At 56.9% G+C, this 14,106-nt stretch carries 10 protein-coding genes and 1 pseudogene; 5 read left to right on the top strand and 6 right to left on the bottom strand.

Annotation, left to right across the window (positions count from 1 at the left end):
* Positions 1–45 precede the first annotated feature (45 nt).
* Together K5Q35_RS01835 and K5Q35_RS01830 are read right to left on the bottom strand one after the other, a co-directional pair.
* Positions 46–480 carry a CBS domain-containing protein gene (locus K5Q35_RS01835; RefSeq protein WP_013961376.1) on the bottom strand — a complete coding sequence of 145 codons (435 nt, stop codon included), beginning with the start codon at positions 478–480 and terminating at the stop codon, positions 46–48.
* Positions 481–540: 60 nt separating this feature from the next.
* On the bottom strand, positions 541–1,437 hold the full coding sequence (locus tag K5Q35_RS01830) for a LysR family transcriptional regulator (protein ID WP_013961375.1): 897 nt from the start codon (positions 1,435–1,437) through the stop codon (positions 541–543).
* 132 nt (positions 1,438–1,569) lie between these two features.
* On the opposite strand from K5Q35_RS01830, the gene K5Q35_RS01825 reads away from it, so the two are divergent.
* The 4 genes and pseudogenes from K5Q35_RS01825 to K5Q35_RS01815 all read left to right on the top strand — a co-directional run bounded on the left by K5Q35_RS01825 (position 1,570) and on the right by K5Q35_RS01815 (position 6,542).
* Positions 1,570–3,069: a CoA-acylating methylmalonate-semialdehyde dehydrogenase gene (locus tag K5Q35_RS01825; protein WP_013961374.1), complete on the top strand. Its 1,500-nt coding sequence runs from the start codon at positions 1,570–1,572 to the stop codon at positions 3,067–3,069.
* A 146-nt stretch (positions 3,070–3,215) separates the two neighbouring features.
* Positions 3,216–4,223 (top strand): annotated as a pseudogene (locus tag K5Q35_RS22835) (enoyl-CoA hydratase/isomerase family protein); the annotation flags it as partial.
* 33 nt (positions 4,224–4,256) lie between these two features.
* Positions 4,257–5,138, top strand: coding sequence for a 3-hydroxyisobutyrate dehydrogenase (gene mmsB / locus K5Q35_RS22830; protein WP_308443339.1), 882 nt, complete (start codon positions 4,257–4,259; stop codon positions 5,136–5,138).
* A gap of 69 nt (positions 5,139–5,207) precedes the next feature.
* The gene (locus K5Q35_RS01815; protein ID WP_220798205.1) at positions 5,208–6,542 is read left to right on the top strand and encodes an MmgE/PrpD family protein; all 1,335 of its coding nucleotides are present in this window, start codon (positions 5,208–5,210) and stop codon (positions 6,540–6,542) included.
* Between the two features lie 76 nt (positions 6,543–6,618).
* Here the strand turns inward: K5Q35_RS01815 and uvrA are convergent, their stop codons facing one another.
* On the bottom strand, positions 6,619–9,480 hold the full coding sequence (gene uvrA, locus K5Q35_RS01810; RefSeq protein WP_220798204.1) for an excinuclease ABC subunit UvrA: 2,862 nt from the start codon (positions 9,478–9,480) through the stop codon (positions 6,619–6,621).
* A 363-nt stretch (positions 9,481–9,843) separates the two neighbouring features.
* Between uvrA and K5Q35_RS01805 the strand changes: the two genes are divergently transcribed.
* A complete protein-coding gene (locus tag K5Q35_RS01805; RefSeq protein WP_220798203.1) occupies positions 9,844–10,506 on the top strand; it encodes a VPLPA-CTERM sorting domain-containing protein in 663 nt (220 codons plus the stop codon).
* Positions 10,507–10,587: 81 nt separating this feature from the next.
* Here K5Q35_RS01805 and lpdA read toward each other — a convergent pair whose 3' ends face one another.
* The 3 genes from lpdA to K5Q35_RS01790 all read right to left on the bottom strand — a co-directional run bounded on the left by lpdA (position 10,588) and on the right by K5Q35_RS01790 (position 14,047).
* Positions 10,588–11,982, bottom strand: coding sequence for a dihydrolipoyl dehydrogenase (lpdA, locus tag K5Q35_RS01800; RefSeq protein ID WP_220798202.1), 1,395 nt, complete (start codon positions 11,980–11,982; stop codon positions 10,588–10,590).
* Between the two features lie 122 nt (positions 11,983–12,104).
* Positions 12,105–12,689: a DUF924 family protein gene (locus tag K5Q35_RS01795; protein WP_013961368.1), complete on the bottom strand. Its 585-nt coding sequence runs from the start codon at positions 12,687–12,689 to the stop codon at positions 12,105–12,107.
* A gap of 92 nt (positions 12,690–12,781) precedes the next feature.
* Complete coding sequence (locus K5Q35_RS01790; RefSeq protein ID WP_013961367.1) at positions 12,782–14,047, bottom strand: MFS transporter; 1,266 nt, start codon at positions 14,045–14,047, stop codon at positions 12,782–12,784.
* Positions 14,048–14,106: the final 59 nt, after the last annotated feature.

Below are 14,106 nucleotides of genomic sequence, written 5' to 3'. Positions count from 1 at the left end.
GTTAGCTGCTATTTGCAAGTACTTGTGAGTGAGTTTGCAAAGGTCTCAATGGCCCATGATCATGCCTTCGAGCGCATCTTTTTCCATCGCCAGTTCCATCAGGCGTGCCTTAACCACATCCCCAAGAGAGATCAGCCCCTGCAAAGCGCCTTCTTCTACAACTGGCATATGGCGAAACCGGCCTTCCGTCATTTGTTTGAGGATTGCGTCAGCCTCATCGTCTTTTTTGCAGGTTACGATTTTGGAAGTCATCAGGCTCGCGACGGTATGAGACAGGCAACCCGCGCCCCGCGCACCGATTTCGCGCACAATATCACGTTCTGATAAAATGCCGTCGACCACTTTGCCGTTGCTCGACACAACAACTGTGCCGATCCCCTTGTCAGAGAGAATACGCGCGGCCTCCGAGATATTCATCGTCGGGGGCACGGTCACAACATCATGTTGTTGTTTGGATTTCAGGATTTGAGAAACAAGCATGATGTACCCCTTGGCTAAATGGCTATGACCCCTCAAACGTCACCGCAAAGCGCAAACAAGTCAAGTAAGCGCTTCAAGGCGCGCGACTTCTGCCCGCAGACCGTTGCACAACCTGTCGGCAAACCGGCGCAGTCGCGCATTTCGCCGGTCGTCTTCGTGGCGGATCAGGTAGAAGGCCCGCGTCAGGCTGACATCCTCTGTCAGAATACGCGAAACCTCAGGTGCTGAGGGCAAGGCGAAATCATGCACGACCCCGACGCCACCCCCTTGCCGGATGAGATTGAGCTGCACCGAGACCGAGTTTGACGCCAATGGCACTTTGGTCAGACCTATTTCTTCAAGATAGTCGAGTTCGCGATCGAAAATCATATCGGCGATGTAGCCGACGACATTGTGCCGCGCGAGATCTGCAACGGATTGAATCGCCCCGTTTTCACGAATGTACTCTTGTGACGCCGCAAGATGCAGCTTGTAGTCCGTAATTTTCTGCACGATCAACCGACCAGCAGTGGGAGCGCTGACGGCAATGGCCATATCAGCCTCGCGGCGCGACAGATTGAAAACTCGCGGCAAAGCAACAATTTGAACCTCCAAATCCGGGTTCTCACGCAAGATCGCAGCACAGACCTGCGGCAAAAGATAATTCGCGGCACCATCCGGCGCCCCGATGCGGATTTGTCCGCTGAGGCGGTCGGATTGCTCTGGCAGTTCCGCCACAGCCGCGCGCATCGCTGTTTCTGCCTGTTCAGCCCGTGCCAAAAGGGCCTGACCTGTTTCGGTCAACGCATAGCCTTGCGGTGATTTCGTGAACAGAACAGTTTGCAAAGACGTTTCCAGCTTTTGAATACGCCTGCCGACCGTCGCAGGATCAAGACGCAAACGCTTGCCCGCGCCAGACAGGCTGTTGTCCCGCGCGACGGCGAGAAATATTCTAAGGTCATCCCAGTTCGTCTGCATTACCCCACCTACCTTGCATTTATGCAAAATGAATTTGCCACAAAGACCCTTTATAGATGATTTTTGCAAGGCTATAGGTGTGGCCAACGCGCTGGTATCGGCGCAGACTTAGGATAACTTAGGGAGAGACCAATGCAGGACCTGACGCATTACATTAACGGTGAACACGTAGCGGGCACCTCGGGACGTTTTGCCGACGTGATGAACCCGGCAACCGGTGAAGTGCAGGCGCGGGTTCCGCTGGCCTCAAGCGCTGAAATTGATCGGGCCGTGGAAATTGCAGCCACGGTGCAACCGGCATGGGCCGCCGTCAACCCGCAGCGCCGCGCGCGCGTCTTGATGAAATTCGTCGATCTGTTGAACCGCGACATGGACAAACTGGCTGAAGCGCTCAGCCGCGAGCACGGCAAAACACTGCCCGATGCTGCGGGGGATGTGCAGCGCGGTCTCGAGGTCGTGGAATACTGCATCGGCACGCCGCATCTGCTTAAGGGCGAGTACACCGACAGCGCGGGCCCCGGCATCGACATGTATTCCATGCGCCAAGCCCTTGGTGTGACGGCAGGCATAACCCCGTTCAACTTCCCGGCCATGATCCCGATGTGGATGTTTGCCCCGGCAATCGCCTGCGGCAATGCCTTTATCCTAAAACCATCCGAACGTGACCCTTCTGTCCCTCTGATGCTGGCGGAACTGTTCGAAGAAGCCGGCCTGCCCAAAGGTGTCCTGCAGGTCGTCAATGGTGACAAAGAGGCGGTTGACGCGATTTTGCACCACGATGTGATCCAATCCATCGGCTTTGTCGGCTCGACGCCAATTGCCGAATACATCTATGGAACGGGTTGCGCCAACGGCAAGCGTGTGCAGTGTTTTGGCGGTGCCAAAAACCATATGATCATCATGCCCGATGCCGATTTGGATCAGGCCGCAGACGCCTTGATCGGCGCAGGCTACGGGGCGGCCGGGGAACGCTGCATGGCGATTTCCGTGGCAGTTCCCGTAGGCGATGAGACGGCAGACCGGCTGATTGAAAAGCTCGTGCCCCGGATCGAAAAGCTCAAAGTCGGCCCCTACACGTCGGGCAATGATGTGGATTACGGCCCGGTGGTGACCGCTGCCGCCAAAGCCAACATCGAACGTTTGGTTGAGACCGGCGTGGCGCAGGGCGCGAAACTCGTTGTGGATGGCAGAAACTTTAACCTGCAAGGCTATGAAGACGGCTTTTTCATCGGGCCCCACCTGTTTGATCACGTCACCAAGGATATGGATATCTATAAGCAGGAAATTTTCGGCCCCGTTCTGTCCACCGTCCGCGCCCAGTCCTACGAAGAGGCGCTGAGCCTTGCGATGGATCACGAATACGGCAACGGCACAGCTATTTTCACACGCGACGGCGACGCCGCACGTGACTTTGCAAACCGGGTAAATGTCGGGATGGTCGGGATCAACGTGCCGATCCCGGTGCCGCTGGCCTATCACACTTTTGGCGGGTGGAAAAAATCGGTTTTTGGCGACCTTAATCAGCATGGCCCGGACGCATTCAAGTTCTACACGCGCACCAAGACCGTGACATCACGCTGGCCGTCAGGGATCAAAGAAGGTGGCGAATTCTCCATCCCGGTCATGGAGTAACCGCATATGCTGCGCGGTGGTTTGCTCTGCGCAGCATAGGTTTTGCCTGCCGATGCCCCAAGGCGCGAGTAGGCTCAACACCGCGGCTTGCCTCCCCCCCGCGGGCGGGCAATAAACAGCGTAAACCTGAGCCAGAGAGTGCCCCCATGCCAGATATCGTGATCCGCCAAACACCGCATGCCGGACGCATCACCCTCGCCCGTCCAGATGCGCTCAATGCCATGACGTATGACATGTGCCTGCAGATCGAAGCAGCACTGAACAGCTGGGCAAAAGACGATGATGTCCAGCACGTTGTCCTTGACGCACAAGGTGACAAAGCCTTTTGCGCAGGTGGGGATATCGCGCAACTCTACGACACTGGCATGGCGGGAGATTTCGCTTTTGGGCAGCAATTCTGGGCCGATGAATATCGCCTGAATGCAAAGATATTCAATTATCCCAAGCCGGTGATCTCGTTTTTGCAAGGGTTCACCATGGGCGGCGGCGTTGGCTTGGGGTGTCATGGCACCCACCGTGTCGTCGGAGAAACCAGCAGGATCGCCATGCCGGAATGCGGCATTGGGCTGATCCCCGACGTGGGTGGAACACTGATACTGGCCCTCGCACCCGGTCGTGTTGGTGAATACCTCGGCACCACGGGCTATCGGATGGCCGCCGCTGATGCTATTTTCGCGGGCTTTGCAGATCTCTTCATACCACAAGATCAATGGTCCGACGTGATCCAGCAGCTTGAAGACGGGGCATCCCCCGACATTTTAGCTCAAGCAGCACAGCCCCCGGACGACAGCCTATTGTCTGCTCTTCAACCTGACATCGACAAATACTTCGCAGGGGAACGCCTGGGGGATATCATCACGACTTTGCAACAGGTTGATAGTGACTTTGCAAAGGACACGCTGAAGCTGCTGCGACGCAACAGCCCGCTGGCAATGGCGAGCACGATTGAGGTGCTGCACAGACTGCGCGGCCCAACGCTTAGCATGGCCAAGGCGCTGGATCACGAGTACCGCTTTACCTATCGCGCGATGGAACATGGTGATTTGCTGGAAGGCATCCGCGCCGCTATCATCGACAAGGACCGTCGGCCAAAGTGGCAATATGCAGATCTGCGCGTTCCTGCGATTGCCGTCAGCAAGATGTTGATGCCGCTTGGGAAAAATGCGCTTACGTTGGAGGATGTCAGAATGACTAAAACGACCGTTTGCTTTATCGGGCTGGGAAATATGGGCGCGCCGATGGCGGCTAATCTGGCCAAAGCAGGCCTGCATGTGATCGGGTATGACACTGCGGGCACGACGGCGGAAGGTGTGACACCTGCGCAAAGCGCGACAGATGCCGCGCAGGGGGCTGATATCGTGCTGAGCATGCTGCCAAACGGCGCGATACTGCGCGACGTGGCAGCTGCGGTTTTGCCAGTGATGAAACCCGGTGCCTTGTTTCTCGACTGTTCTACAGTGGATGTGGACAGTGCACGGGCGGTGGCGCGCGATGCGCAGGACGCTGGGCTTCTGTTTGTCGACGCCCCGGTCTCCGGCGGGATCGGTGGGGCGGCCGCAGGCACGCTGACCTTTATGGCGGGCGGAAGCGCTGCGGCATTTGAAACAGCCCAGCCACTGTTTGATATCATGGGCCAAAAGGCGGTGCATTGCGGGGACGCAGGCGCGGGTCAGGCGGCCAAAATCTGCAATAACATGATCCTCGGCGCGACGATGATCGCCACCTGCGAAGCCTTTGCGCTGGCAGACAAGCTGGGGTTGGATCGCCAAAAGATGTTCGACGTCGTCAGCACATCCTCAGGGTATAGCTGGTCGATGAATGCCTATTGCCCTGCACCGAATGTCGGCCCGCAAAGCCCCGCTGACAATGACTATACACCGGGATTTGCCGCTGAGTTGATGCTCAAGGACCTCGGCTTGTCGCAGCAGGCGGCCGAAGCTGTCAACGCCGATACCCCAATGGGCGCGCTCGCGCTCGCGCAGTATCGCGCTTTTGTTGAGGATGAGGACGGGTTGGGCAAAGACTTTTCAGCCATGCTGCCGCGATTTACGTCACGAGGGCGCATCTAAGAGGTCGCAAACGAACGATCCGACACGCTTGCCTTCGTTAGACTGAAACGAACAAGCGCCGGAGACATCATGCCGCTCGCCTTTCACGATTTCGCCCATGATCTGGAATACGACCAGTTGCCCGAACAGGTACTGACCGTTTTGCGACGGTCTTTTCTGGACACGATGGGCGTCGCGGCTATCGGATCGACAACCGAAATGGCAGCGATTGCCCGTCAGGGTGCCACAGCACTTTTTGGGGCCGGGTCTGCCGGGGCCGCGCGCGTTCTCATGGATGGGACCCCCCTCAGCCCCGCAGGGGCGACAATGGCCGGAGCGTTCACCATCGACAGCGTGGACGCCCATGACGGCACCTCGCCCTGCAAAGGGCATGCCGGGTCGGCCGTCTTCCCCGCCCTTTTGGCTTTCGCCGATACACGCCAAGACATGCGCGGGTCTGATTTCGCACTCCTTCTGGCCATCGCCTATGAGGTCAGTTACCGCGCGGGGCTCGCCCAGCACGCAAGCTGTGCGGACTACCATACCTCAGGGGCATGGACTGCCGTCGGCGTTGCAACCGCTTTGGCGTGCGGGCTGGATTCGTCGGCACATGCCATCAGACAGGCCGCTGGAATCGCCGAATATCATGGGCCGCGCAGTCAGATGATGCGGTGCATTGAGCACCCGACCATGCTGCGCGACGGCGTGGGTTGGGGCGCGCCCACAGGTGTGACCGCCGCCTATCTTGCGCAAGCGGGTTTTACCGGTGCCCCTGCCCTGACCTGCGAAGATGCGCCAGCGTATTGGAACGATCTGGGCACGCGCTGGCGACTGGTCGAAGACACACACTACAAACCCTATCCCTGTTGTCGCTGGGCACATCCGTCAATTGATGCCGCCCGCGATCTGATGCGCACGAACAACCTGACCCACGGTAATATCGCCAAGGTAGATATAAAAACGTTCCACTATGCCACGCAGCTTGCAGGGCACAGGCCAAAGACCCCGGATGAATTCGCTTATTCGATCGCCTTTCCAGTCGCTGCAATGATTGTGCGGGGGCAATTGGGCGCGGCGGAGCTGACAAACGACACGCTAAATGACCCCGATATTCTGAGGATCAGCCACGCCACCACATTGATTGACGATGCACATCTGACAAAGATCAGTGCGGGCAAACGCTGGGCGCAAGTGACGCTTACGACGACAGATGGCACGGTTTATGCTTCCGCGCCGCGCACCCCGCGCGGCGATGCCGACGACCCGCTGAGCGATACGGAGATTTCAGACAAATTCCACCTGTTCACCGACCCTGTGAAGGGCCGCGACCAAGCGCACCGGATTGAACAGCTGTGCATACGGTTTGACAGCCTGAATGCGGAGGCGTTTTCTGAATTACTGGACTTACTGCTCTCGCCCCCATGATGCGCCGTTGGTGCTTGACCGGGGCAATCCCGACCGAAAACGCGCAAAGTCCGTCGTAAGACAGGGGGGGTCACATCTACTCTGCGGCCACTTTTCGGCGGTGCTCCAGCATCGGTTTCAGATATTTGCCAGTGTAACTGCCGGGCGCTTCGGCCACTTGTTCAGGCGTGCCGGTTGCCACGACTTCACCACCGCCGTCGCCGCCTTCGGGTCCGATGTCAATGATATGGTCCGCAGTTTTCACCACGTCCAGATTGTGTTCAATCACGATCACCGAATTGCCCTGATCGACCAATTCATGCAACACATCCAGCAGTTTGCGCACATCTTCAAAGTGCAGCCCTGTTGTAGGTTCATCCAGGATGTAGAGCGTGCGCCCGGTGGAACGCTTGCTGAGTTCCTTGGAGAGTTTCACGCGCTGCGCTTCACCGCCGGACAGGGTCGTCGCCTGCTGGCCCACCTTGATGTAGCCCAGACCCACGCGCATCAACGCATCCATTTTCTCGCGAATTGTCGGCACCGCCTTAAAGAACTCCTGCGCGTCCTCCACCGTCATATCGAGGACATCCGCGATGCTCTTGCCTTTGAAGGTCACCTCAAGCGTTTCACGGTTGTAACGTTTGCCTTTGCAGGTTTCACATTCCACGTAGACGTCGGGCAGAAAATGCATCTCGATCTTGATGACGCCATCGCCCTGACAGGCTTCGCAACGACCGCCCTTGACGTTGAAACTGAACCGCCCCGGCTTGTAGCCACGGGTCTTCGCCTCGGGCAATCCCGCGAACCAATCACGGATCGGCGTGAACGCGCCCGTATAAGTCGCCGGGTTTGAGCGCGGCGTGCGGCCAATTGGCCGTTGGTCAATATCGATGACCTTGTCGAGATGTTCCAACCCCTTGATGGTCTCGCAGGGCGCTGGCGTCTGGCGCGCCCCGTTCAACTGCATGGAGGCTGTTTTGAACAGGGTTTCGATGGTCAGGGTCGATTTTCCACCCCCGGACACACCGGTCACGCAGACAAATTTGCCCAGCGGGTAATCGACGGTGACATTTTTCAGGTTGTTGCCCGTCGCCTTGACCACCTGAAGCTTTTTCTTGTTGCCCTTACGCCGCGTCGCCGGAACCGCAATTTCCCGCGTGCCCATCAGATATTGACCGGTGATCGAATTTTCATCCGCCGCGACCACTTCTGGTGTGCCATGGCTGACAACCTGCCCCCCGTGCACCCCGGCACCGGGGCCGATGTCAAACACGTAATCCGCCTCGCGGATTGCCTCTTCGTCGTGTTCAACAACAATGACCGTATTGCCCTGATCCCGCAGGTTCTTGAGCGTCAGCAACAAGCGATCATTGTCGCGCTGATGCAGGCCAATGGACGGCTCATCCAGAACATAAAGCACGCCGGTCAATCCCGAACCGATCTGGCTGGCCAAGCGAATGCGCTGGCTTTCACCGCCCGACAGCGTGCCAGCATTGCGGCTCAGTGTCAGATATTCGAGGCCCACATTGTTCAAAAAGCCCAGACGTTCACGGATCTCTTTCAAAATGGCGCGCGCGATCTCGTTTCTTTGTGCGGTCAGATGTTCCGGCACGGTTTCGCACCATTCAAAGGCATCCCGGATCGACATCTGCACGACTTCACCTGCGTGCAAACCGGCGATCTTTACCGCAAGCGCCTCAGGACGCAGCCGATATCCGTTACAGGTCCCACAGGATCTGTTGTTTTGATAGCGTTCGAACTCTTCGCGGATCCAGTTACTGTCTGTCTCGCGGTATCGGCGCTCCATATTCGGAATGACGCCTTCGAACACCCGCGTGACCTGATAGACCCGCCCGCCTTCATCATAGCGGAACTGGATCTCTTCCTCGCCCGACCCATAGAGAAAGACCTGCTGCACCTTTTTCGGCAGGTCCTTCCATTTGGTCGATTGTTTGAATTGGTAGTGTTTCGCAATCGCTTCGATGGTCTGCAAAAAATAGGGCGACTTGCCTTTGCGCCAGGGCGCAAGAGCTCCATCTGCGATCTTGAGGTTCTGATCCGGCACCACAAGCCGCTCGTCAAAAAAGAGCTCAACACCAAGGCCATCGCACTCTGGACAGGCTCCGAAAGGCGCATTGAATGAGAACAGCCGCGGTTCGATTTCCGGAATGGTGAAACCGCTTACGGGGCAGGCAAATTTTTCCGAAAACGTCGTGCGTTCCGGATCTCCCTCAGCGGGGGCCGTTTCAAGGATCGCGATACCATCCGCGAGGTCAAGCGCCGTGCGCAGGCTGTCGGCGAGCCGTGTTTCCAAACCCTCGCGCACGACAATCCGGTCCACCACCACGTCAATGTCATGGCGGAACTTTTTATCCAGCGTTGGCGGCTCGTCCAGCTCGTAAAATGCGCCATCCACCTTGACCCGCTGAAAGCCCTGCTTGCGCAGTTCCAGAAACTCTTTGCGATATTCGCCTTTGCGGTCGCGGATGATCGGGGCCAGTAGATAGGCGCGTGTCCCCTCCTCCATGGTCATCACGCGGTCCACCATGTCCTGAACCTGCTGTGCTTCAATCGGCTTGCCCGTTGCGGGGCTGTAGGGGGTGCCGACGCGCGCGAAAAGCAGGCGCATGTAGTCATAGATCTCGGTGACGGTGCCCACTGTCGAGCGCGGATTCTTTGACGTGGTTTTCTGTTCGATGGAAATCGCAGGGCTGAGGCCGGAAATATGATCCACATCCGGTTTCTGCATCATATCGAGGAATTGTCGCGCGTAGGCCGACAGCGATTCGACATAGCGGCGCTGCCCTTCTGCATAGATGGTATCGAACGCCAGCGACGACTTGCCCGATCCCGAAAGGCCAGTGATCACAACCAGTTGGTCGCGGGGAATGTCCACGTCAATGTTTTTCAGATTGTGCTCACGCGCACCGCGCACTTCGATGTTTTTCAATTCAGCCATCATGAGCCCCCATTTCCTTACAAAGGACATAGGCGTTTGATGCCGCTTCGCCAATCAAAAAAAGAGAACAGATAAGGAACAGGCACTATTACCCTGTGGATAGGTTGCGCCCCAAGTGCCATGTTCGCTTTTGACTTAACCCATAACAATGTGCGCATTCCGCGAGGTAAAAGTAAGCGCGATATTTACACCTCTGAACAGAACGTAAACATTAAGGTCGCAACCGTCACGGGAAAACGTCCGGAAAACATGGTTAAGGCCGTGAAATTGCTTTCCAAATAGTAAATATTGTTTTAACCGTCGACGCGTTCTGACAGTTGGGCGCTTTTGTTTTTCTGTCTGTCACTAGTACGGGGATATAGTATGAAACTGAAACTTCTGGCGCTGAGCGCCGCAACCGCAACCGTTTTGACCGCCGGGTCTGCATTCGCAGCCGTAGTCGGCGTTCAATCCTCTTGTGGCGGCACAAGCATACTGAATGGCATTAGCAATTCAGCCATAACGGCCGGCGATTTGTCCGGTGGCACAGCGATCTGCGGTGACGCGTCCCGCTCGAACCTCGGCAACATTGAGGTTTCGGACGACGGCACGCCCATCAGCGGCGATAATGATTTCTATTCACTGGGCCTGGGCGGGGCGCTGGTGATTGAATTCAACCCGGTCTACACAGGGCCAACAATGGTGATCGAGATCACCAATGGTCGCGCGTCGTCCAGCCACAAGGAAGCCGTCGAAATCCTTGGATCCAACGACGGTTCGGTCTTTACCTCGCTGGGGTTCGCAACCAACCAGACTGGTACGAATGACGGCACGCGCGGCACCAAGAGCACCGTGTCGTTCACAGGTACCTATGCCTTTCTCGGCTTTCGCGACGTGACGCAGAGCACATTCGCAAACTCGCAATCAACCGATGGATTTGACATCGACGCGGTTTCGGTCGCACCCGTGCCCCTGCCTGCATCTGCACTTTTGCTTCTGGCTGGTGTTGGCGGTTTGGGTGCGTTGCGCGCACGCCGCAAAGGTTAATCCAGACTTAGACGTTTCGACAGAGACACAAAAAATAAAAAAGCGGGGTTTGATCCCCGCTTTTTTTGTGCCTATGCGATCCTACATATGTATCACGCGGTCATAGGCGTCCAGCACGCTTTCATGCATCATTTCCGACAGCGTCGGATGCGGGAAGACCGTGTTCATCAAGTCTTCTTCCGTCGTTTCCAACTGACGCCCGACCACATAGCCCTGGATCAGCTCGGTGACTTCGGCACCAACCATATGCGCGCCAAGCAGCTCACCTGTTTTGGCGTCAAAGATGGTCTTGATCATGCCTTCCGGCTCGCCAAGTGCGATGGCTTTGCCGTTGCCGATAAATGGGAAGCGTCCGACCTTGATGTCGTACCCCAGTTCCTTGGCTTTTGCCTCTGTATATCCCACCGATGCGACCTGCGGATGGCAATAGGTGCAGCCTGCGATGGTTTCGGGTTTGACCGGATGGGCGTGCTTGCCTGCGATAAGATCAGCGACCATGACCCCTTCATGGCTCGCCTTGTGCGCAAGCCAGGGCGCGCCGGCCACATCGCCGATGGCGTACAGCCCCTCAACCCCGGTACGACAGAATTCATCCGTCACAACATGGCTTCGGTCCAGTTTGACGCCTAATTCCTCAAGGCCGAGCCCTTCGACGTTGCCGACGATCCCGACCGCTGAGATGACAGTGTCGAACTCATGCTTTTCCACTTTGCCACCCACTTCAATATGCGCGGTGACTTTGCCCTTGGCCCGGTCCAATTGCTTTACCATGGCTTTCTGCATGATTTTCATGCCCTGCTTTTCAAAGGCTTTCTTGGCAAAGGCGGAAATCTCTGCGTCTTCGACAGGCAAGACGCGGTCCATGACTTCGACGACCGTCGTATCCGCCCCCAGAGTGTTGTAAAAGCTGGCAAATTCGATACCGATGGCACCCGATCCGATCACCAGCAGCTTTTTGGGCATGTGCTTTGGCTCAAGCGCGTGTTTGTAGGTCCAGACCAGATCGCCATCCGCCTCAAGACCCGGCAGTGTGCGGGCGCGCGCGCCGGTTGCGAGCACGATGTTCTTGGCGGTGAGGTCTTCGGTCCCCTTGTCGGTCTTGACGCTGACTTTACCCTTACCCGCCAGTTTGGCCTCGCCCATGAAGACAGTGACTTTGTTCTTTTTCATGAGGTGACCGATGCCACCAGACAATTGACCCGCAACCTTGCGGGAGCGCTTGACCACCGCGTCGAGGTCATAGTCAACATTGTCAGCCTTTAGGCCGAATTCCTTGGCGCGCTGCATCAAATGAAACACCTCGGACGACCGCAGCATGGCTTTGGTCGGAATGCATCCCCAATTCAGGCAAATGCCGCCAAGGTGCTCGCGCTCGATAATGGCCACCGACATGCCCAATTGGGCCCCGCGTATCGCCGCGACATAGCCGCCCGGGCCTGCCCCAATCACGATAAGATCAAAGGATTTCGATGCCATGCTGTGCCCTCACGCCTAGATAATCAAATATAGTTTACCGTTAAACTATATAGACTTTCACAGCAACATGATGCAGCGCGCGACATATGCGCACTGTCTGGCACGCAAAACTGATATGCTGGTTACGCAGCCTTTGCCGCTTGCAGGTCCCGGACCGTTGCGCCGTATCCGCCGTTGTTGACGTAATCCGCTTCAGCTTGGGTTGAAACGCGTTTCAAAGCCGTATTGCGCGCCGGGAAGCGACCAAACTGACGGATCACGGCACGATGGGCGCGCGCATGAAGCAGGTTATCCGCCCCGTGCTTTGGCATCCGCTCGCAGATCAGACGCACGCAGCGATCCTGATCACACAGGTTTTCAGAGTGCATCAGGGGCAGGTAAAAGAACTGTCGCGCCGGTTCGTCAATCTTGAGGTCCCAGCCTTTGCCGATGGCCGATTTCGCCGCAGCAAGTGCGATGCGGTCGGTCGCAAATGATTTGCCCGATCCGCGGTACATGTTGCGCGAGAACTGATCTGTCAGAAGGATGTACGCCAGCGCCCCGGATGGATAGGTCAGCCAGAGCGAATATCGCCCCTCGCTTGCCCCGGTCAAGGTCGATGAAAACCGCTCAGATATCTCTGCATCAAGCTGATCAGATGCTTCGAACCAATTCTGCGGACCCACATCGTCCAGCCAAAACTTCAGTATCTCTTCAGGGCCAGTCATACCGTCTCTCTCTACTCATAAAGTGCCACTTGTCGATGTTAGTCACGTTTTACAAGATTAACCTATTCACATTTTACGTCACCACGACACAATCATTTGTCGTTTGCGACCAAATCGTCCTCTTTTTCGGTCTCAATGGCGTATTCTTGTGCATATTCAAGCGCCACCGACGTATAGCTCGGGGTGACAGCCACATAGGCACCTGTGTCCTCCACGGCGATGGTACGCCCCCGTGTCGAGCGGTAGCCCGCATAAGCCACCAGCGCCACGAACAATATCCCAGTAAAGAGATAAAAGCCCGGTGGCCCTACAATATCCATCAGTGACCCTGTGATCAGCGGCCCTGCAATCGCGCCAAGCCCGTTGATGAAAATCAACCCGCCCGAGGCGGCGGCCATGTCTTCGTGTTGCAGAAAGTCATTCGTATGGGCAATCAGCAGCGAATAAAGCGGGTTGGACATGCCACCCACGATAAAGGCGGACACCAGCAAAAACGCGAAATCATGCCCCAGCACCATGCCCAGCGCAGACCCACCTGCCCCTATCGCCGCAACGATCAGGATCAGAAACCGCCGGTCCATCCGGTCCGAAATCCACCCGATGGGATATTGTAACAATACGGACCCGACGAAAAACATCGCCACGAACATGGATATCTGGGCGACGGACAACCCGGCCTTTGCGCCATAGACCGAAGCCATACCGAATTGAGCCGAGAAGATACCGCCCAGCAGGAACATGCCGACACAGCCCAAGGGCGAGAAACCTGCCAACTCCTTCAGGCTCATCGGTTTGGTCATGTCAAAGGCGGGCGTCGGGCTGATCGATAGCAAAATGGGCGTCACGGCGATGGACACCAATACCGACGGGATCACAAAAAGCACGTAGCCCGACGGGTCCGCCGTCAACAACAGCGCCTGACTGATCACGATGCCTGCGGTCTGCACGATCATATAAAGGGACAGCGTCTGACCCCTGTTTTCGTTGGTGGCTGCGTTGTTCAGCCAGCTTTCAGCGGTGACATAGACAGCCGAAAAGCAAAATCCGATCAACACCCGACCCAGCGTCCAGAGCCACACTTCGGCAAAGGTGGGATAAAGGATCATCACTGCGGATATGAGCGAGGCCAATGCCGCAAAGACCCGCACGTGACCAACACGCCGGATCATCCCCGGCGCCATGCGTGAGCCCCCCAGAAAACCAACGAAGTAAGCGGACATGACGATGGACATCTCAAGGGTCGAGAACCCTTCGATCTCGCCCCTGATACCCAGAAGCGTGCCTTGCATGCCATTGCCGACCATCAACAGGCACATGCCCAACAAAAGCGCCCACGCGCTGGTTAATACCTGAAACATGCCTACTCCAACGTGCGCGGCGGAAATTCTCGTAGTGCCGTGGTGCAGTATCGCGCCGA

It is taken from the genome of Roseobacter sp. OBYS 0001 (genome assembly GCF_019654895.1).
GTDB lineage: Bacteria > Pseudomonadota > Alphaproteobacteria > Rhodobacterales > Rhodobacteraceae > Roseobacter > Roseobacter litoralis.
This window is presented reverse-complemented; position numbering and strand designations above follow the sequence as displayed.

What these genes read in the sequence shown, in the direction of transcription:
- K5Q35_RS01815 (WP_220798205.1), top strand. Translation starts at nt 5,208, where the DNA reads ATGCCGCTCGCCTTTCACGATTTCGCCCATGATCTGGAATACGACCAG.
- K5Q35_RS01835 (WP_013961376.1), bottom strand. Translation starts at nt 480, where the DNA reads ATGCTTGTTTCTCAAATCCTGAAATCCAAACAACAACATGATGTTGTG.
- K5Q35_RS01805 (WP_220798203.1), top strand. Translation starts at nt 9,844, where the DNA reads ATGAAACTGAAACTTCTGGCGCTGAGCGCCGCAACCGCAACCGTTTTG.
- K5Q35_RS01795 (WP_013961368.1), bottom strand. Translation starts at nt 12,689, where the DNA reads ATGACTGGCCCTGAAGAGATACTGAAGTTTTGGCTGGACGATGTGGGT.
- mmsB (WP_308443339.1), top strand. Translation starts at nt 4,257, where the DNA reads ATGACTAAAACGACCGTTTGCTTTATCGGGCTGGGAAATATGGGCGCG.
- lpdA (WP_220798202.1), bottom strand. Translation starts at nt 11,982, where the DNA reads ATGGCATCGAAATCCTTTGATCTTATCGTGATTGGGGCAGGCCCGGGC.
- K5Q35_RS01790 (WP_013961367.1), bottom strand. Translation starts at nt 14,047, where the DNA reads ATGTTTCAGGTATTAACCAGCGCGTGGGCGCTTTTGTTGGGCATGTGC.
- uvrA (WP_220798204.1), bottom strand. Translation starts at nt 9,480, where the DNA reads ATGGCTGAATTGAAAAACATCGAAGTGCGCGGTGCGCGTGAGCACAAT.
- K5Q35_RS01825 (WP_013961374.1), top strand. Translation starts at nt 1,570, where the DNA reads ATGCAGGACCTGACGCATTACATTAACGGTGAACACGTAGCGGGCACC.
- K5Q35_RS01830 (WP_013961375.1), bottom strand. Translation starts at nt 1,437, where the DNA reads ATGCAGACGAACTGGGATGACCTTAGAATATTTCTCGCCGTCGCGCGG.